This is a genomic window from Streptomyces sp. NPDC004752 (assembly GCF_053601275.1).
This window is the reverse complement of the sequence record NZ_JBSGBN010000060.1, coordinates 20003-37291: the sequence shown is the minus strand read 5'-3', so window position 1 is coordinate 37291 and position 17289 is coordinate 20003. Positions and strand designations below refer to the sequence as shown.

The following is a 17289-nucleotide window of genomic DNA, read 5'->3' as shown; positions in this document are numbered from 1 at the left end:
GCCGAGGTGTCCCGGCATCCGCTGGTCGAACGCAGCACGACCGACCCGGCACACGCGCGTGCCTCGGCCCTCCTCGCGGCTTCTTCCCCTGTTCCCTGCCACGGGGCTGCACGCGGACGTGCGGGCGCGTGGACCCGCCGTGGCTGCCGGGACTCCCCGGACAGCACGCCGACACCGGCTTCGGGAAGCGGTCGGCGAAGACCGCACGCAGCGCGACAAGACCGACGGGACGCGGGCGGCGGCGCGGGGCGTGGGGAAGTGGCCGGAAACGTAATCGGGGACGGAATTCCGTTCCTCGGTTGCTTTCCTCGGCTTGCTCCCGTTTGTGGCGGCTGGCGAAGATCCAGGGGTGACATTGATACGACCGACCGCCGAGGCGGACGGCACGCGGGGCACCGGCCGCCGGTCCGGGACGCGCCGGGCCGCCGCCGTCCTGGCCCTGGTGGCACTGGCCGCGCTGATACCCCTGCTGGGACCGTCCGCCGCACTGCACGGCACCGGGGAGGCCGCCGCCCCGGGCGTCGGCGGCATCGCCCTGCTGCGCACGGTGCTGTTCGCGGCCCTGTGCGTACCGGTGGGCGAGCTGTTCGTGAACCGGCTGGCCCGCGGGTTGCCGGGCGCGCCGTCCGGCGTTCCCCGCAGCTGGGCACCGTACGCGGCCGTCGCCGGTTTCCTCGCCGCGCTGGGGCTCGCCTCGGTCGTGGCGACCGGCAACCTGGTGCCGCACAGCCCCTCCCAGATCGACATCGGCGGCCTCTACGGCACCCGTGACGGCGCGCTCGCCCTGCTGGAGGTCAACGCGTTCGTCCTGGCCGGGCTGTGCGCCGTCGGCCGCAGGCCCGGCCTCCAGTGCTGGCCGTCGGCCGCGGTGGTCTGCGCGGAGGCGCTGCGCGCCCACCCCACGACCGAGCACAGCCCGCTGATCGGTACGGGCCTGACCCTTGTGCACCTGACATCCGCGGCGCTGTGGACCGGCGGCCTCCCGCATGCGCTGCGGACGCTGCGGCTGTGGCACCGGGACGGCGCCGGCGCGGCGGGCGCCGGGTTGCTGGGACTCTACGCGCGCGTGGCCACCGTTCTCCTCGCGGCAATCACCGCCACGGGCGTGTGGAGCACCCTGCGCCGGATGCCCGCGGGCACGGTGCTGCACCAGCTGACGGAGACGGCCTACGGGCGCACCCTGCTGGCCAAGGTGATCCTGGTGGTCGCCGTCGCCCTGCTCGCCCTGTGGGCGCGGATCCGGCTGCGCCGGGCACCCGACCCGCTGGCCGCGTGCGTACCCGCGCGGGGCGAGGTGATCGTTCTCGGGGCGGTGGTCGCGGTATCGGGACTGCTGACCGCGCTGCCCCTGCCGATCCGCTGGTGACCTGACCCGAAGGCGAGTCAGACGGTCCCGACGACGGCTCAAGTGGCGACGATTCAGGTGGTGACGACTCAGGTGGCGACAGCTCAGGCTGGTGATGGCTCAGGTGGTGACGAGGACCTTCAGGGCCGTGCGTTCGTCCATCGCCTTGTAGCCCTCCGGCACGCTCTCCAGACCGACCGTCAGGTCGAAGACGGGCGAGGCGTCGACGGTGCCGTCGAGGACGTCCGGCAGCAGCTCCGGAATGTACGCACGGACCGGCGCGACCCCGCCGCGCAGCGCGATGTTCCGGTCGAACATGACGCCCGGATCGAAGCCGGTGCCGCTGCCGTGCGGCACGCCGGCGTAGCCGATGGCGCCGCCGTCCCGGGCGATGCGCACGGCCGTGCGCATCGACTGCTCGGTGCCGACCGCCTCGACGACGGCGTGCGCGCCCTGGCCCCGGGTGAGCGCGCGGACCGCCTCGACGGCCGCCTCCCCGCGTTCGGCGACGACATCGGTGGCGCCGAAGCGGCGCGCGAGGTCCGTACGGACCTGGTGCCGGCCGAGCGCGATGATCCGCTCGGCGCCCAGCCTCCGGGCCGCGAGGACCGCGCACAGGCCGACGGCGCCGTCCCCGACGACGGCGACGGCGGCACCGGGGCGCACACCGGCGCCGAGGGCGGCGTGGTGGCCGGTGCCGAGGACGTCGGAGAGGGTCAGCAGGGCGGGCAGCAGACGGTCGTCGCCGGCCGCGTCCTTGGGCAGCAGCACGAGGGTGCCGTCGGCGAAGGGCACGCGGACGGCCTCGCCCTGGCCGCCGTCGTAGCCGACGGAACCCCAGAAGCCGCCGTGCTCGCAGGAGGCGGTGAGGCCCTCGCGGCAGAAGTCGCAGACGCCGTCGGACCACATGAACGGCGCCACCACGAGGTCGCCACGGCGGACGGTGCCCACCTCGGAGCCGGTCTCCTCGACGACGCCCAGGAACTCGTGACCGGTCCGCTGCCCCGGCTGCCGAGGCGCCTGGCCGCGGTAGGCCCACAGGTCGCTGCCGCAGATGCCGGCGCGCAGCACCCGCACCACCGCGTCGGTGGGCAGCCGCACGACCGGCTCGGGCACGTTCTCCACGCGGATGTCGTACGGGGCGTGGATGGTGGTGGCGCGCATGGCAGGGGTCCTTCTCATGGGCGTTCGTGCCGTGTTCGTGCCGTGTTCGTGCGGTGATGCACCTCGTGGTGCTCGCCGTGGTGCACGTCGTAGTGCTCGTCCTGGTGGTACGGGTGCCGCATGCGGTGCGCCCGGAGATGATCGAGCCCACTTCACGGTACGTCGTCCACGCGCCCGCCGCCGTCGGGCGGTCCCGCGCGCCGGACCGCGGACCGGTCAGACACCGACCGCTTGGAGCAGTGTGCCGACCGCGTAGGTGACCCCCATGGCCAGGGCTCCCCCGGTCACGTTCCGCAGCACCGCCCGGCCGGGGGCCGCCGCGCCCAGCCGGGCGCTGCCCCAGCCGGTCAGCACCAGTGAGGCCAGGACGGACACCACGGTGACCGGGAGCCGCCGGTCCGCGGGCGGCAGCACGATGGCGAGCAGCGGCAGCAGCGCGCCGGCGGTGAAGGCCAGGAAGCTCGCCCACGCCGCGTGCCAGGGATTGGTCAGCTCGTCCGGGTCGATCCCCAGTTCCACGCGCGCGTGGGCCCGCAGCGCGTCCCGCGCGGTGTACTGCTGCGCCGCCTCCCGCGCCACCTCCCGGGACAGCCCGCGCTCCTCCAGCAACCCGGCCAACTCCTCCAGTTCGGCCTGCGGCCGCTCCTTCAACTCCCGCTTCTCCACGGCCAGGGCGGCCATCTCCGAGTCGCGCTGGGTCGACACGGACACATACTCGCCCGCGGCCATCGACATCGAACCGGCGAGCAGCCCGGCGAGTCCGGCGGTGAGCAGGGCGGCACGGTCGCTCGTCGCCCCGGCCACGCCGACGACGAGTCCGGCGGTGGACACGATGCCGTCGTTCGCACCGAGGACGGCCGCCCGCAGCCAGTTCAGCCGGGAGCCGAGCGCGTTGCCGTGCGGTTCGTCGTGTGGGGGGTGCGTCGGTTCCGTCACAGCACGGAGGATCGCACCCCGTGCTCCGGTGCGCCCGCAGCGACGCTCCCGGGTGCGGGACGCGCAACGGCCGCCGCGCGAGCGCGCCTTGCCGACCGGACGGCGAGCCCGTGCCCGAACCGTATGCCGAGGGAGGGAAATTGACGCGGGGTCCGGCACGCCGAGCGGCACCGGGAGCCTCGGGGGCCGGGCTGTCGGTCCCGGCCCGTATCCTCAGTGACCATGCTCGAAGACCGTACGACCGCGACGTCCTCCCCCACCCGGTGGCCGGCCGCGTATCCCAAGGGGTACGCGGTTGTTGACGTGGAGACCACCGGCCTGGCCCGGGACGACCGGATCGTCTCCGCGGCCGTCTACCGGCTGGACGCGCGCGGCGAGGTCGAGGACCACTGGTACACGCTGGTCAACCCGGAGCGCGATCCGGGCCCGGTGTGGATCCATGGTCTGACGAGCGAGGTGCTGACAAGGGCGCCGCTCTTCGCGGACGTCGCCGAGGAGTTCGCCGCCCGGCTGGCGGGCCGGGTGCTCGTCGCGCACAACGCCGTCTTCGACTGGCAGATGATCGCGCGTGAGTACGCGCGCGCGAAGCGCGAGGCGCCGGTGCGTCAGCGGCTGTGCACCATCGCGCTGTCCAAGGAGCTGGGCCTGCCGCTGCCCAACCACAAGCTGGAGTCGCTGGCGGCGCACTTCGGCGTCGTACAGCGGCAGGCGCATCACGCGCTGGACGACGCGCGCGTGCTCGCGGAGGCATTCCGGCCCAGTCTGCGGGCCGCGGCGCGGGGTGACCTCCGGCTGCCGCTGCTGGAGTGCCGGCCGCTGACCGAGTGGAACGACACGCCTGCGCCGCTGATCGGCCGGCAGGCGAGCGGCGGTTGGGGCGGCTATCGGCCGACCGGTTGGCGTCCCGCCCGCAAGCGGCCCGCGTGCCCCTACCCCAACCCGGGGCGCTGGGAGGAGGGCCAGCGGCTCAAGCAGGGCATGCGGGTCGCGTTCTCCGGGGACACATCGGTCGACCGGGAGCTGCTGGAGGACCGGGCGACCGAGGCCGGGCTGCATGTGGCATCGAGCCTGTCCCGGCTGACCAGCCTGCTGGTCACGAACGACCCCGACTCGGGCACCTCGAAGGCGGTCAAGGCACGGCAGTACGGGACGCCGGTGATCGACGAGGCGGCGTTCGGCCAACTCCTGAGAGACGTGGAGCCGACGACCCCGCGCCGCTGACCGCACAGCGGACGACGGACCGCGCAACGCACGTACGTATGCAGCACGCGACCGTACGCAGCACGCGACTGTACGAAGGCGGCGACCACGCGCACGGGCGGCGCCGTACGACGGCGGTCGCCGCGGGCCCGGGTCGCCGTACGACGGGGCCGCCGCGCCAAAGCACGGCAATAGGGAACGCCGGTGATCGACGAGGCGGCGTTCGGCCAACTCCTGAGAGACGTGGAGCCGACGACCCCGCGCCGCTGACCGCACAGCGGACGACGGACCGCGCATCGCAAGGGCCGCGCCGTACGACGGGGCCGCCCCACGCACGGCCCGCCCCGCGCCCGGGGCCGCCGCGAACCCGGGCCCGCCGTACGGCGGGCGGCCCCCGCGCGGCGGGTCGGCGGGTGGCCGTGCGGACGGGTGATTGGCGGACGACTCGCCCGGCCGCCGCTCGCCCGGGCGACGGCGACCGCTCACCCTGAGCCCCATGGCGAAATGCGAAGTTTGTGGCAATGACTACGGAATGACGTTCGAGGTGCACGCCCAGGGCGCGGTCCATGTCTTCGACTGCTTCTCCTGCGCGATCCACCGCATGGCCCCGGTCTGCGAGCACTGCCAGGTCTCGATCATCGGCCAGGGCGTGGAGGCCGACGGCCAGTGGTACTGCGGCGCCCACTGCGCCCGCGCCGCGGGGAAGACGGGGATCGTGGACCGGGTGTGAACCGGTACCCGACTGAATGCACCCGACGTCGGAGTTGTACGGTCAACGGGTGTACCGCTTCCTGTTGACCCGGCAGTGGGTGATCCTCACCCTGATCGCCCTGCTCCTGATCCCCGTGATGATCGAGCTGGGCTTCTGGCAGAAGCACCGGTACGAAGAGCGCAGCGCCCGGAACCAGTTGGTCACCGACGCCCTGTCCGCCAAGCCCGTACCCGTGGAGCAGCTGACCTCGCCCGGCCACGCGGTGACCCGGACCGAGCGGTACCGCAGCGTCACCGCGACCGGCACCTTCGACACCGGCCGCGAGGTCGTGGTACGCCGCCGCGTCAACTCCGACGACGAGGTCGGCTTCCATGTCCTTACCCCGTTCGTACTGACCGACGGCAAGGTGCTGCTGGTCAACCGCGGCTGGATCCCGGCGACCGGGTCCCAGACCGCCTTCCCGAAGATCCCCGCGCCGCCCGCGGGCCGCACCACCATCACGGGACGGCTGAAGGCGGACGAGACGACCGCGGCGAGCGGCATCAAGAACATCGGGGGGCTGCCGGACCGCCAGATCATGCTGATCAACAGCGAGGAGGAAGCGCGTCGGCTCGGCGCCGACGTGCTCGGCGGCTACGTCGAACAGACGGCCCCCGAGGGCGACACCCCGCAGCAGATCTCCGACCCGGGCAAGGAAGACGCCCCGCTGAACTACGCGTACATGATCCAGTGGTGGCTGTTCGCCGCCGCGGTCCCGGTCGGCTGGGCCGTGCTGGCCCGCCGGGAGGCGCGGGAGCGGGCCCAGGCGGCGGACGGCGAGACGACGCCGCGGGCGGAGCCGGCCGCCGTGTGACCAGCGGGCACGTCACCCGCCCGGCCGCGCCCCGGATTGCCCCGTCGGCACACCGGGAACCCGGATTTCCGTGCACCCCCGCATCGAGGACTATGCCCTCATCAGCGATGAACAGACCGCTGCCCTGGTCGGCAAGGACGGCTCCATCGACTGGCTGTGCCTGCCCCGCTTCGACTCCGGTGCCTGCTTCGCCAGGCTCCTGGGCGACGAGGAGAACGGGCACTGGAGGATCGCACCCGTGGGCGCGGGCAGCTGCACCCGGCGCGGCTACCGCCCCGACACACTGGTCCTCGACACCGAGTGGGACACCCCGCAGGGGACGGTCCGGGTCACCGACCTGATGCCGCAGCGCGACCGCGCCCCCGAGCTGATCCGGATCGTGGAGGGCGTCAGCGGACGTGTCACCGTGCACAGCACGCTCCGTCTCCGCTTCGACTACGGCTCGATCATCCCGTGGATGCGCCGCTCCGGCGGCCACCGCGTCGCCGTCGCCGGACCGGACTCGGTGTGGCTGCGCAGCGAGCCCGAGGTACGGACCTGGGGCAAGGACTTCGGCACGCACTCCGAGTTCTCCGTCACGGAGGGCGAGAAGATCGCCTTCGTCCTCACCTGGCATCCCTCGCACGAGCCGCGGCCCGGCCTGGTCGACCCGTACGCAGCGCTCGGCTCCAGCGTCAGGGACTGGCGGCGCTGGGCGGCCCGGTGCCGCTACACCGGCCCGTACCGGGACGCCGTCGTACGCTCCCTGATCACCCTCAAGGCCCTCACGTACCGGCCGACCGGCGGCATCGTCGCCGCGGCCACCACGTCGCTGCCCGAGGAACTGGGCGGACTGCGCAACTGGGACTACCGCTACTGCTGGCTGCGCGACTCCACCCTCACCCTCGGCGCCCTGCTGTCCGCGGGCTACCACAAGGAGGCCGAGGCATGGCGCGACTGGCTGCTGCGGGCGGTCGCGGGCGATCCGGCGGACCTGCAGATCATGTACGGCGTGGCCGGTGAGCGACGGCTGCCCGAGTTCGAAGTGCCGTGGCTGTCCGGCTTCGCCGGGTCGGCGCCGGTGCGGATCGGCAACGGCGCCGTCAACCAGTTGCAGCTCGACGTGTACGGCGAGGTCCTGGACTCGCTGTGGCTGGCCCGCCGTTCCGGGCTGTCACCGAAGCCGCACATGTGGTCGATGCAGAACATCCTGCTGGAATGGCTGCGCACCCACTGGCGGCAGCCGGACGAGGGGTTGTGGGAGGTGCGCGGCGGCCGCCGGAACTTCGTGCACTCGAAGGTGATGGTGTGGGTGGCCGCCGACCGGGCGGTGCGCACGCTGGAGGAGCGTCCCGAACTCCCCGGGGACCTGGCGGGCTGGCGGGCGCTGCGGGACGAGGTGCACCGCGAGGTGTGCGAGCGGGGCTATGACCCGGACCGGAACACCTTCACCCAGTACTACGGCTCGCGGGAGTTGGACGCCGCCCTGCTGATCATCCCCCGCGCCGGGTTCCTGCCGCCGGACGACCCACGGGTGATCGGCACGGTGGACGCGGTCCGCGCGGAGCTGGGGCGCGACGGCTTCGTGCGGCGCTATGCCGGCGCCGACACCGACATCGACACGGGGATCGGCACCGGGATCGACGGGCTGCCGGGCCGTGAGGGCGTCTTTCTGGCCTGCTCGTTCTGGCTCGCGGACGCGCTGCATCTGACGGGCCGTACACAGGAGGCGCGGGAGCTGTTCGATCGGCTGGTGGGACTCGCCAACGACGTGGGGCTGCTCTCCGAGGAGTACGACCCCGCGACCGGGCACCAGCTGGGCAACTTCCCGCAGGCGTTCAGCCATATCGCCCTGGTGAACACCGCCCTCGTACTGTTCGGGGGTGACGGGGCAGGATAGGCGCCATGGATCTTGGACTGAAGGACCGGGTGTATGTCGTCACGGGGGCCACGCGCGGGCTGGGCAACGCAGCCGCGCGCGAGCTGGTCGCCGACGGGGCGAAGGTGGTCATCACGGGGCGGGACGGGCAGCGGGTCGCCGACGCGGCGGCCGAGCTGGGCCCCGACGCGGTGGGAGCGGCCGTGGACAACGCCGAGCCGGACGCCCCCGCGCGGCTGATCGCGACCGCCCGCGAGCGGTTCGGCGGCTTCGACGGCGTGCTCATCAGCGTCGGCGGGCCGCCGCCGGGGTTCATCGAGGACACCACGGACGAGCAGTGGCGTGCGGGGTTCGAGTCGGTGTTCCTGGGCGCGGTGCGGATCGCTCGCGCGGCGGCCGCGGAGCTGTCGGAGGGCGGTGTCATCGGGTTCGTGCTGTCCGGGTCGGTGCACGAGCCGATCCCGGGGCTGACGATCTCCAACGGGCTGCGGCCCGGACTGGCCGGCTTCGCCAAGTCGATCGCGGACGAGCTGGGGCCGCGCGGGATCCGGGTCGTGGGGCTGCTGCCGGCGCGCATCGACACGGACCGCGTGCGCGAGCTGGACGGGCTGTCCGCGGACCCGGCGGTCACCCGGGCGGCGAACGAGGCGCTCATCCCGCTGCGCCGGTACGGCACACCGGCGGAGTTCGGCCGGGTGGCCGCGTTCGCCCTGTCCCCGGCCGCCTCCTATCTGACGGGCATCATGATCCCGGTCGACGGCGGAATGCGCCACGGCTTCTGAGCCCGCGACGCCGACGGCGGACGAACCCCGACCGGGGTCTCCGGCCGGGCCGGCTTCGTCAGGTCACCCGCTCCGCGCGGTGCTTGACGGCTCGTAGGCGTACCTCCGTCGGCAGCGCCGTCAGGCCCGCGGAGTCACGGGCGCGGGCCAGGGACTCGGTAGCGAGGTGGTGCAGCGCCGTGCCGGGGTCCACGTCCGGTTCCAGCCGGAGCCAGACCCTGGCCTCGGGGGCGGTGCGGCGGCCGGTCAGCGTCGCCTGGGCATGGGCCACCCCGTCCAGCCGGGCCGCGTCGCCGACGAGCACGGACTCCAGCGCCCGGCCGCGCAGCAGCGCGCCCGCGCCATCGCCCGTGTCGACGAGCACCTCGGCCAGTCGGCGGCGGCGCAGCACCGCGGTCAGCCACCACAGCATGAGCAGGACGAGGACGGCGAGCGCGGCGATGACCGCGGGCCACCACCAGCCCGCATCCCGCCACCGGGTCCGCTGGGCGTTACTGAGCAGCACGTCGTGCGGCCCGCCGTGGATCCACCAGGACGGCGGCCGGACCCCCAGGCCCACGGCCAGCACCGGGCCGCCGAGGGCGAGCAGCAGCAGCCCGGTGATCCCGATCAGCACTCTGTTGACGATCCGGAGCACCGCCGTCACCCCTTCCGTCCGGGCCGCGCCACCCGCACCGACAGGGCGGGCGGGCGGACCAGGCCCAGTCCCCGGACCGCCTCGGCGAGCGTGAGGTCCAGGTCGGCGCGTACCTCGTCGAGTTCGCGGAAGTGCGAGACCGCGCGGACGTCGGCCTTCCGCCGCCGCATCCGCACCCGCACCGACCGCACGCCCGAGACCTCCATGGCGCGGTCGCGCAGCACTTGGGCGGCAGCAGCGCGGTGCAGGCCGGCTCGGACGTCGGGGTGGGTGCGCCGCATCGGCAGCAGGTTCCGCAGGCCGGGCGTGACGGCGAGCGCGATCAGCCACAGGCCGAGGACCGCGGCGACGCCGGCGCCGACCAGCACCCAGATGTCGTCGAGGGGCCGCTCGGCGAGCTGGTGGGCCAGTGCGCGGCGCCAGTGCGTGGCCGGTCGTTGGGCCCGTACGGCAGCGATGTCGTACAGGAAGACACCCGCGCCGAGCAGGAGCAGCAGCGCGACGATGCCGGCGGGCACCCGGCGCACGGACCAGAAGCGGCCGTCCCGGCCGTCCGGGTGGCGCGCGGTGGGCGGGGGGTCGTAGTCCGCGGCCGAGGCGGACTGGTCGAGTGCGGGCCCGGCCGGTTGCTTGATGACCGGCAGCGGCCGGGTGCCGGTCTCCGTGCCCTGGGGCTCGCTCATCGCGTCCTCCCGTCCGCGCCGTGCCCCGGTGCCGGATGCAGCCGCTCGACCTCCACGGCGACTTCCGGCACTTCCATGTCCACCAACGTGCCTACCCGCTCGGTCACATGGCGACGCACGGCCGCGCACCGGGCGCCGATGTCGGTCGGGTAGTCCAGTTCGAGGTGGACGCGGACCCGGACGGAGGCGGTGGCGGTGCCCCGGCTCCGGGCGGTCTCGGCGGCCGGGGGACGCACGACGACGGTCGCGTGCGGGGGCGCGGCGTCCTTCGGGAGCGCGCCGACGGCCTCCCGCGCGGCCTGCGCGGCGATCTTCGCGACGACCCGGTCGGCGATCCGGGTGGCGCCGCGTTCGCCGGGCGCGACAACGGTCGCGGGTCCGTGTGCCGCGTGTGCCCCGTCGCTCACGGACTCGCTCGCCGGCTCGCTCGCGGTCGTCATCGGTGCCGGTCGTGCTTACCGTCGCGGGTCCGGAAGAAGTCACCCGGTTCCAGGTCCCCCTCCAGGAACCGGCCGACGACGAACCCGATCGCACCCAGGGCCGCCACCAGCAGGAACGCGCCGAACCCGCCGAAGTACCCGGCGAAGCCCAGCGCCATCCCGGCGATCATGCCGACCACGGCCATGCTCATGCCGTCCTCCTCCGCTCCTCAGCCGCGTGGTCCGGTCGCCGCCGGGGCGTCACTGGATCCGCGGTTCCTGCTCCTCTTCTTCTTCCTCCGGGAGCTTGACATCACTCACCGCGATGTTGACCTCGACGACCTCAAGCCCGGTCATCCGTTCCACGGCGGCGATCACGTTCTCCCGGACGTCCCGGGCCACATCGCCGATGGACACGCCGTAGTCCACGACGATCTCCAGGTCGAGCGCGGTCTGCACCTCGCCGACCTCGGCCTTCACCCCGCGGGTCACCGACTTCGAACCGCCCGGCACCCGGTCGCGCACGGCGCCGAAGGTCCGGCTCAGCCCGCTCCCCATCGCGTGCACGCCCAGCACGTCCCGCGCGGCGAGCCCGGCGATCTTCTCGACGACTCCGTCGGCGATGGTGGTCCGGCCGCGGCTCGCCGGGTCCCCGCCGCCGCGCTTGGTGGCCTTGCGGGTCTGCACCGGTGACTCGTTCTCGTCCTCGGGGCCCGTCGTCCGGTTCTGCTCCGTCGTATCGGTCATCGCCGTGCGTCCCTTCCGGTCGTCGTCCTTCGACCACGGTATGTGCGGTGGCGGGATCGTGCGCCGGGAATGGGGCAGGCTGGAGGAATGACGGCGGACCCATGGACCCGCGCGGTACGGCAGCAGGTGGGGCTCGGCAGGCTGCTGCCGCTCGGCGGCGCACGGGACGGCGGGTGGATCACGGAGACGGCGGCGCAGGCGGTGCTGCGGCGCGCGGTGGCGAAGGAGCCGGGGGTGCCGGGGGTGCGGCTCGGTGCGCTGCGGATCACACTCGCCGATCCGGACGAGGCTCAGGAGCCCGCTGTACCGCCGCCGCCGAGCGCGCTGCCCCCGGGGCCGCTGCGGGTGACCGCGGACTTCGCGGCCGAGGCCACCGAGCCGCTGCCTCGGACGGCGTCCCGGCTCCGGCTGGCCCTCTACGCGGCGGCGGACCGGCGGCTCGGGCTGACGGTCACGGACGTGGACCTGCGGGTCACCGAACTGCTGGACGGACCGGCGGACCCCGCTCGGGCCCGGGTGCCGCGGCCGGCCAGGGCCCGGCAGGGCACGGACCCCGATGAGATCCGCGCGGCGACGGCGGCCCTGTCCGTCCCGGGCGTGGTCCGGCTGACCGGCGGTCCGGGCGGTGGGGGCCTGGGCGTGTACTGCGCCGAGTTGAGGGACGGGTCCGCCGCGTTGCCGCACCGTCATGTCCGGGTGGAGCTGGCGGTGGCCGCGGGGCACCGGCCGCGGGACGTGGTCCGTCGGGTGCGTACGGCGGTGGCGGCGGCGCTGGAGGGGCCTTGGACGGTGGCGGTGCTGGTCACCGCGGTGGGCTGAGCGCCGTCCCGCCGGGCCCGTGCGCGCCTCAGTCGCCGACGCCGGCCAGATCCCGCAGCCGTCGCGCCTGGGCGGCCCGTTCGGCGGCGCGCTGTTCCTCGTAGGTGCGTCCGCCCGCCCCGCGCAGCAGGGCCTTGGTCTCCACCACGGCGTCGCGTGGCGCGGCCACGATCGCCCCGGCCAGATCGTGTACGGCGGCGTCGAGTTCGCCGACGGGCACCGCGAGGTTCGCGAGCCCACAGCCCACCGCCTCCTCAGCGCCGACGAACCGCCCGGTGAGGCAGATCTCCAGCGCGCGGGCGTACCCGACCAGTTCGACCAGCGGGTGGGTGCCCGTCAGGTCGGGGACGATCCCGAGGCCGGTCTCACGCATCGCGAACTGCGCGTCGTCGGCGACGACGCGCAGATCACAGGCGAGGGCGAGCTGGAAGCCGGCACCGATGGCATGCCCTTGGACGGCGGCGACGGAGACGAGGTCGTTCCGCCGCCACCAGGTGAACGCTTCCTGGAAGGCGGCGATGCTCGCGTCCAGTTCGGCGTCGTCGCGACGTGCGAGATCGGTGAACGTCGGCTCGCCCGGAATGCCCTCCGGGGCAAGCATCCGCCGATCGAGCCCGGCGGAGAAGGACTTGCCCTCGCCGCGCAGCACGACGACCCGGACGGTGCCCGGCAGCGACCGCCCGGCCTCGGCCAACGCCCGCCACAGTGCGGGGCTCTGGGCGTTGCGCTTGGCCGGGTTGGTCAGGGTCACCGTGGCGAGCGCGTCTTCGACGGTGAGCCGTACGCCGTCCTTGTCGAGTGCGGGAGCGAGGTCCTGGTCGGGCGAAGCCATGGGGCGCCTCCGATGAGTGCGGTCAACGCGCAGTGCCGTACGGCATGCCAAGTGACTGCACAGTAACCACCCGGCCGATCTGAGATGCTCCCGGGCCCCTCAAGGGCACTGTGGGAGGACCGGCCGGGTGGCCACCATCGAAGCCGATGGGCCGCCCGGGGTCAGGACGATGCGGCCTTCTTGCCCCGGGTCGCTCCGCCACGCCCACGGAGCGTGACACCCGACTCGCTGAGCATCCGGTGTACGAAGCCATACGAGCGGCCGGTCTCCTCGGCCAGCGCCCGGATGCTCGCACCGGAGTCGTACTTCTTCTTCAGGTCTGCCGCGAGCTTGTCGCGCGCGGCGCCGGTCACCCGGCTGCCCTTCTTCAGAGTCTCGGCCACCCGTGCCTCCTCATGGGAAGTGCGCTCTGGTCCCCTCATGATCACCCCTCTTGGGCCCGATGGCCACCCATTCGGCAAGGTCCGTAAGACACGGTTTTGACGACAGGAGCACATCCCCACAAGTGGAATCAGTGGTTCCGATGCCAGCCGCCGATACCGCCGAACGGGTTCATCGGTGAAGTGCCAGGTCAGAGACGCACGACGGCCGATCCCTTGTCGACAAAGGGATCGGCCGTGAAATTGATGTAAGACACACTCGGAGACGAGGAGATCTCACACAGATGATGGATCAGCAATGGGCCGAATGATCCATACACAGTGGATCATTCATTCGATCAAGCCAGGGTGACGAGGTCCGCGTAGTCGGCGCCCCACAGGTCCTCCACGCCGTCCGGCAGCAGGATGATCCGCTCCGGCTGGAGCGCCTCCACCGCGCCCTCGTCGTGGGTGACCAGGACGACCGCGCCCGTGTAGGTGCGCAGCGCGCCGAGGATCTCCTCCCGGCTGGCCGGGTCGAGGTTGTTGGTCGGCTCGTCCAGGAGCAGCACGTTCGCCGAGGAGACGACGAGCGTGGCGAGCGCGAGACGGGTCTTCTCGCCGCCGGAGAGGACTCCGGCCGGCTTGTCGACGTCGTCGCCGGAGAACAGGAACGAGCCCAGCACCTTGCGGACCTCGACCAGGTCCATGTCGGGAGCGGCCGAGCGCATGTTCTCCAGGACCGTGCGGCCGGCGTCCAGGGTCTCGTGCTCCTGCGCGTAGTAGCCGAGCTTGAGGCCGTGGCCGGGAACGACCATGCCGGTGTCCGGCTGTTCGACGCCCGCGAGCAGCCGCAGCAGGGTGGTCTTGCCCGCGCCGTTGAGACCCAGGATGACGACCCGCGAACCCTTGTCGATGGCGAGGTCGACGTCGGTGAAGATCTCCAGCGAGCCGTACGACTTCGACAGGCCCTCGGCCATCAGCGGGGTCTTGCCGCAGGGCGCGGGCTCCGGGAAACGGAGCTTGGCGACCTTGTCGGACTGGCGGACCGCTTCGAGGCCGGACAGCAGCTTCTCGGCGCGGCGTGCCATGTTCTGCGCGGCGACGGTCTTGGTGGCCTTGGCCCGCATCTTGTCGGCCTGGGCGTTGAGCGCGGCGGCCTTCTTCTCGGCGTTCTGCCGCTCGCGCCTGCGGCGCTTCTCGTCGGCCTCGCGCTGCTGCTGGTAGAGCTTCCAGCCCATGTTGTAGACGTCGATCATCGAACGGTTGGCGTCCAGGTAGAACACCTTGTTCACGACCGTCTCGACCAGGTGGGCATCGTGCGAGATGACGATGAAGCCGCCGCGGTAGGTCTTCAGGTAGTCGCGCAGCCAGACGATGGAGTCGGCGTCGAGGTGGTTCGTGGGCTCGTCGAGCAGCAGCGTGTCGGCGTCCGAGAACAGGATCCGGGCCAGCTCGATACGGCGGCGCTGACCGCCGGAGAGGGTGTGCAGCGGCTGGCCGAGCACCCGGTCGGGCAGATTGAGCGCGGCGGCGATGGTGGCGGCCTCGGCCTCGGCGGCGTACCCGCCCTTGGTGAGGAACTCGGTCTCCTGGCGCTCGTACTGCTTCAGCGCCTTGTCGCGGGTGGCGCCCGTGCCGGTGGCGATGCGCTGCTCGTTCTCGCGCATCTTGCGGATCAGCACGTCGAGGCCGCGCGCGGACAGGACGCGGTCGCGGGCGAGGACGTCGAGGTCGCCGGTGCGCGGGTCCTGCGGCAGATAGCCGACCTCGCCGGAGCGGGTGACGGTCCCGCCGGCGGGGATGCCCTCGCCGGCCAGGACCTTGGTGAGGGTGGTCTTGCCGGCGCCGTTGCGGCCGACGAGTCCGATGCGGTCGCCCTTGGCGACGCGGAAGGTGGCGTTCTCGATGAGGACGCGGGCACCGGCGCGCAGCTCGATGCCGGAGGCGGAAATCACGGACAGACTCCAGGGCGAAGTCGTTGGCGGGATGGGCGGTTGAGGACGTTCCCGCCGTCTAATGCGCGAGGAGAATGGCCATAGGGGTCAGTCTAACGGGGCGGCGCAAGCGGTTTTCCCGGGTTCGGGTGCCTCGTTCCCCGGCCCGGCGCCTTGTTGCCGAGGGGCGTGCGGTGCGGGCCGACGGGCCCCAGGTCGTCGACGGCGACGAGCTGATCGGTCCAGGCGCCCCGCGCGCAGGGCTGGGCGACGAGCAGGTTCGGGCCGTGCCGCACGGCGCGGTCGGGGCGGAACGCGCAGCCCTCGCGCGCTGGCAGGACCCAGCGCAGGTCCCCGTCGGCGGTGCGGTACGCGGTGATGCGGCGCGGGGTGACCACGGCGAGCATGCCGCGGGGCAGTGTGCGCAGCACGCCCGCTGCGCCGTGCGCGGCGAGCCAGTCGGCCGCCGCGGGCAGGGCGCGGTGCCAGCGCACGGAGCGGCCGTCGGTGTCGGTGACGAGTCCGTCGTCCCAGAGGGCGATGGTGTGCCCGCGCGCGGGGAGCACGCCGAGCGGGCGGCGGCCCTCGCGCGCGTAGCGCCAGCGCCGCTCGCCGTCGACCGGGTCGTACGCCTCCACGGCCGCGCCGCGGGTGCGGACCACCGACACGGCGTGCCCCTGGGGGCCGTGCGCGGTGAGGCGGTCCCCGTAGGGGGCGGCGGGGCGCAGGTGGTGGGCCGCGACGAGGAGCACGGCCACGAGGGCGAGGACGGCGGGGACGGTCAGCACTGCGGGCACGAGGCCGAGGGCCGGAGCGGGGGCGGGCGCACGGCCCGGCCGACCGCGCCGCGTCCCTCCCGGTCCTCCCCGGCCGCGCAGAATGCCTCCCCGCCCTCCCCCGCCGCGCGGGGTTCCTGCCGGTCCTGCCGGTCCGTCCAGTTCAGCCGGTCCGTCCGGTCCGTGCGGTCCGTCCGGTCCTCCTGGGATGCGGGTGCGCCGTCGGGCGGCCCGGCGCGCCCATGGTGTCTCGCGCCGCGGTAGGACGACCACCACGCCCCCTTCGGCACCCTGGCCCACTGAACAGGCGCAGAGCGTAGCCAGGCGGGGCAGGGCGGCGGGGCGGGCCGACGCGACACGGCGGGCGGGCGGCGGGCCCGTCCCCCGTTCGGCCCCCCGTTCGGCCCCCTGTTCTGCCTTCTGTTCTGCCTTCTGTTCTGCCTTCTGTTCTGCCCTCCGTCCGGTTTCTCGTGACCGCCGATCACGGGCCTGACGACCACGGACATCCACGACGGGCCGGACGCCACGGCGGCCGTGGGCGACGACCGGAGCCAGGGCCGGCTCCAGGAGCGGTCCGAGGGACGGGCCGAGGGACGGGTGAGGCCGGGGACGTGGACATACGACCCGGCACAGCGGCGGCAGCAGCAGCAGCGGTGACATGCGGTGCGACACGTTCCGGTGAAGCGCGGGTCGGTTGTCGCCGGGCGTTGTCGGTGCCGGGTGCAAGACTGGGCGGCAGGCCGGATCCATGGGACCGACCGGCCCGTCGACGGACATAGGTGCGACATGTTCACAGGGGAGTGATCGGCATGGCAGGCACGGGCGGAGGGCGTCCGAGTATCTATCCGACGCTGCTGTACGCGGACGCCAAAGCGGCGATCAAGCAGCTCACGGAGGCATTCGGATTCACCGAGCTGTCGGTGTACGAGGGAGAGGGCGGCTCGGTGCTGCACGCCGAGCTGGTGCAGGGCAACGGCGCGGTGATGCTGGGCTCGAAGGGCCGCGGCGGTGTCTTCGACACACTGATGAAGGACGCGGGGCCGGCGGGGGTGTACATCGTGGTGGACGACGTCGACGCGCACCACCAGCGCGCCGTGGACCACGGCGCGGAGATCCTGATGCCCCCGACGGACCAGGACTACGGCTCCCGGGACTACACGGCCCGGGACGCCGAGGGCAACATCTGGAGCTTCGGGACGTACGCCCCCGAGATAGGGATCTGATCCGCTC

The 17289-nt window shown here is 73.3% G+C and carries 19 protein-coding genes; 8 read left to right on the top strand and 11 right to left on the bottom strand.

Annotated elements, in window-relative coordinates:
- Positions 1-349 precede the first annotated feature (349 nt).
- Positions 350-1366, top strand: coding sequence for a CopD family protein (locus ACWEKM_RS24430; RefSeq protein WP_451623331.1), 1017 nt, complete (start codon positions 350-352; stop codon positions 1364-1366).
- Between the two features lie 99 nt (positions 1367-1465).
- Here the strand turns inward: ACWEKM_RS24430 and ACWEKM_RS24425 are convergent, their stop codons facing one another.
- Positions 1466-2509, bottom strand: coding sequence for a zinc-dependent alcohol dehydrogenase family protein (locus ACWEKM_RS24425; protein ID WP_451623330.1), 1044 nt, complete (start codon positions 2507-2509; stop codon positions 1466-1468).
- A 216-nt stretch (positions 2510-2725) separates the two neighbouring features.
- Positions 2726-3445, bottom strand: a complete 720-nt coding sequence (locus tag ACWEKM_RS24420; RefSeq protein WP_451623329.1) for a VIT1/CCC1 transporter family protein — start codon at positions 3443-3445, stop codon at positions 2726-2728.
- A gap of 222 nt (positions 3446-3667) precedes the next feature.
- On the opposite strand from ACWEKM_RS24420, the gene ACWEKM_RS24415 reads away from it, so the two are divergent.
- The 5 genes from ACWEKM_RS24415 to ACWEKM_RS24395 all read left to right on the top strand — a co-directional run bounded on the left by ACWEKM_RS24415 (position 3668) and on the right by ACWEKM_RS24395 (position 8850).
- On the top strand, positions 3668-4666 hold the full coding sequence (locus ACWEKM_RS24415) for a DEDDh family exonuclease (RefSeq protein WP_451623328.1): 999 nt from the start codon (positions 3668-3670) through the stop codon (positions 4664-4666).
- A gap of 475 nt (positions 4667-5141) precedes the next feature.
- Complete coding sequence (locus ACWEKM_RS24410) at positions 5142-5375, top strand: hypothetical protein (RefSeq protein WP_451623327.1); 234 nt, start codon at positions 5142-5144, stop codon at positions 5373-5375.
- Between the two features lie 49 nt (positions 5376-5424).
- Entirely contained in the window at positions 5425-6210 is a 786-nt protein-coding gene (locus ACWEKM_RS24405) for an SURF1 family cytochrome oxidase biogenesis protein (RefSeq protein ID WP_451623326.1), read from the top strand.
- 70 nt (positions 6211-6280) lie between these two features.
- A complete protein-coding gene (locus ACWEKM_RS24400; protein WP_451623325.1) occupies positions 6281-8089 on the top strand; it encodes a glycoside hydrolase family 15 protein in 1809 nt (602 codons plus the stop codon).
- Positions 8090-8094: 5 nt separating this feature from the next.
- Positions 8095-8850 (top strand): SDR family oxidoreductase, encoded by a 756-nt coding sequence (locus tag ACWEKM_RS24395; protein ID WP_451623324.1) that lies wholly within the window; start codon positions 8095-8097, stop codon positions 8848-8850.
- Positions 8851-8908: 58 nt separating this feature from the next.
- Here ACWEKM_RS24395 and amaP read toward each other — a convergent pair whose 3' ends face one another.
- The 5 genes from amaP to ACWEKM_RS24370 are packed head-to-tail and all read right to left on the bottom strand — an operon-like array spanning position 8909 to position 11336.
- Positions 8909-9496 carry an alkaline shock response membrane anchor protein AmaP gene (gene amaP, locus ACWEKM_RS24390; RefSeq protein ID WP_451623323.1) on the bottom strand — a complete coding sequence of 196 codons (588 nt, stop codon included), beginning with the start codon at positions 9494-9496 and terminating at the stop codon, positions 8909-8911.
- Positions 9493-10170 carry a DUF6286 domain-containing protein gene (locus tag ACWEKM_RS24385; protein WP_451623322.1) on the bottom strand — a complete coding sequence of 226 codons (678 nt, stop codon included), beginning with the start codon at positions 10168-10170 and terminating at the stop codon, positions 9493-9495. Before ACWEKM_RS24385 ends, amaP begins: the two co-directional genes overlap by 4 nt.
- Complete coding sequence (locus tag ACWEKM_RS24380; protein ID WP_451623321.1) at positions 10167-10610, bottom strand: Asp23/Gls24 family envelope stress response protein; 444 nt, start codon at positions 10608-10610, stop codon at positions 10167-10169. Before ACWEKM_RS24380 ends, ACWEKM_RS24385 begins: the two co-directional genes overlap by 4 nt.
- Positions 10607-10801, bottom strand: a complete 195-nt coding sequence (locus ACWEKM_RS24375; protein WP_451623320.1) for a hypothetical protein — start codon at positions 10799-10801, stop codon at positions 10607-10609. Before ACWEKM_RS24375 ends, ACWEKM_RS24380 begins: the two co-directional genes overlap by 4 nt.
- Before the next feature lie 49 nt (positions 10802-10850).
- Positions 10851-11336, bottom strand: coding sequence for an Asp23/Gls24 family envelope stress response protein (locus ACWEKM_RS24370; protein WP_451623319.1), 486 nt, complete (start codon positions 11334-11336; stop codon positions 10851-10853).
- A gap of 87 nt (positions 11337-11423) precedes the next feature.
- Between ACWEKM_RS24370 and ACWEKM_RS24365 the strand changes: the two genes are divergently transcribed.
- Positions 11424-12155: a nucleopolyhedrovirus P10 family protein gene (locus ACWEKM_RS24365; protein ID WP_451623318.1), complete on the top strand. Its 732-nt coding sequence runs from the start codon at positions 11424-11426 to the stop codon at positions 12153-12155.
- Positions 12156-12183: 28 nt separating this feature from the next.
- Here the strand turns inward: ACWEKM_RS24365 and ACWEKM_RS24360 are convergent, their stop codons facing one another.
- The 4 genes from ACWEKM_RS24360 to ACWEKM_RS24345 form a co-directional block, all read right to left on the bottom strand.
- On the bottom strand, positions 12184-12987 hold the full coding sequence (locus tag ACWEKM_RS24360; protein ID WP_451623317.1) for an enoyl-CoA hydratase/isomerase family protein: 804 nt from the start codon (positions 12985-12987) through the stop codon (positions 12184-12186).
- 161 nt (positions 12988-13148) lie between these two features.
- On the bottom strand, positions 13149-13370 hold the full coding sequence (locus tag ACWEKM_RS24355) for a helix-turn-helix domain-containing protein (protein ID WP_004002281.1): 222 nt from the start codon (positions 13368-13370) through the stop codon (positions 13149-13151).
- Positions 13371-13705: 335 nt separating this feature from the next.
- Entirely contained in the window at positions 13706-15304 is a 1599-nt protein-coding gene (gene abc-f, locus ACWEKM_RS24350; protein WP_451623316.1) for a ribosomal protection-like ABC-F family protein, read from the bottom strand.
- 92 nt (positions 15305-15396) lie between these two features.
- Positions 15397-16080: a hypothetical protein gene (locus tag ACWEKM_RS24345; RefSeq protein WP_451623315.1), complete on the bottom strand. Its 684-nt coding sequence runs from the start codon at positions 16078-16080 to the stop codon at positions 15397-15399.
- A 788-nt stretch (positions 16081-16868) separates the two neighbouring features.
- On the opposite strand from ACWEKM_RS24345, the gene ACWEKM_RS24340 reads away from it, so the two are divergent.
- Positions 16869-17282, top strand: coding sequence for a VOC family protein (locus tag ACWEKM_RS24340; RefSeq protein ID WP_451623314.1), 414 nt, complete (start codon positions 16869-16871; stop codon positions 17280-17282).
- The last annotated feature ends 7 nt before the right edge of the window (positions 17283-17289 follow it).

Bases quoted from the DNA above. Each gene is read 5' to 3' on its own strand.
- ACWEKM_RS24375 (WP_451623320.1), bottom strand. From the start codon at position 10,801: ATGAGCATGGCCGTGGTCGGCATGATCGCCGGGATGGCGCTGGGCTTC.
- ACWEKM_RS24380 (WP_451623321.1), bottom strand. From the start codon at position 10,610: ATGACGACCGCGAGCGAGCCGGCGAGCGAGTCCGTGAGCGACGGGGCA.
- ACWEKM_RS24340 (WP_451623314.1), top strand. From the start codon at position 16,869: ATGGCAGGCACGGGCGGAGGGCGTCCGAGTATCTATCCGACGCTGCTG.
- ACWEKM_RS24385 (WP_451623322.1), bottom strand. From the start codon at position 10,170: ATGAGCGAGCCCCAGGGCACGGAGACCGGCACCCGGCCGCTGCCGGTC.
- ACWEKM_RS24425 (WP_451623330.1), bottom strand. From the start codon at position 2,509: ATGCGCGCCACCACCATCCACGCCCCGTACGACATCCGCGTGGAGAAC.
- ACWEKM_RS24395 (WP_451623324.1), top strand. From the start codon at position 8,095: ATGGATCTTGGACTGAAGGACCGGGTGTATGTCGTCACGGGGGCCACG.
- ACWEKM_RS24415 (WP_451623328.1), top strand. From the start codon at position 3,668: ATGCTCGAAGACCGTACGACCGCGACGTCCTCCCCCACCCGGTGGCCG.
- ACWEKM_RS24370 (WP_451623319.1), bottom strand. From the start codon at position 11,336: ATGACCGATACGACGGAGCAGAACCGGACGACGGGCCCCGAGGACGAG.
- ACWEKM_RS24410 (WP_451623327.1), top strand. From the start codon at position 5,142: ATGGCGAAATGCGAAGTTTGTGGCAATGACTACGGAATGACGTTCGAG.
- ACWEKM_RS24365 (WP_451623318.1), top strand. From the start codon at position 11,424: ATGACGGCGGACCCATGGACCCGCGCGGTACGGCAGCAGGTGGGGCTC.
- ACWEKM_RS24360 (WP_451623317.1), bottom strand. From the start codon at position 12,987: ATGGCTTCGCCCGACCAGGACCTCGCTCCCGCACTCGACAAGGACGGC.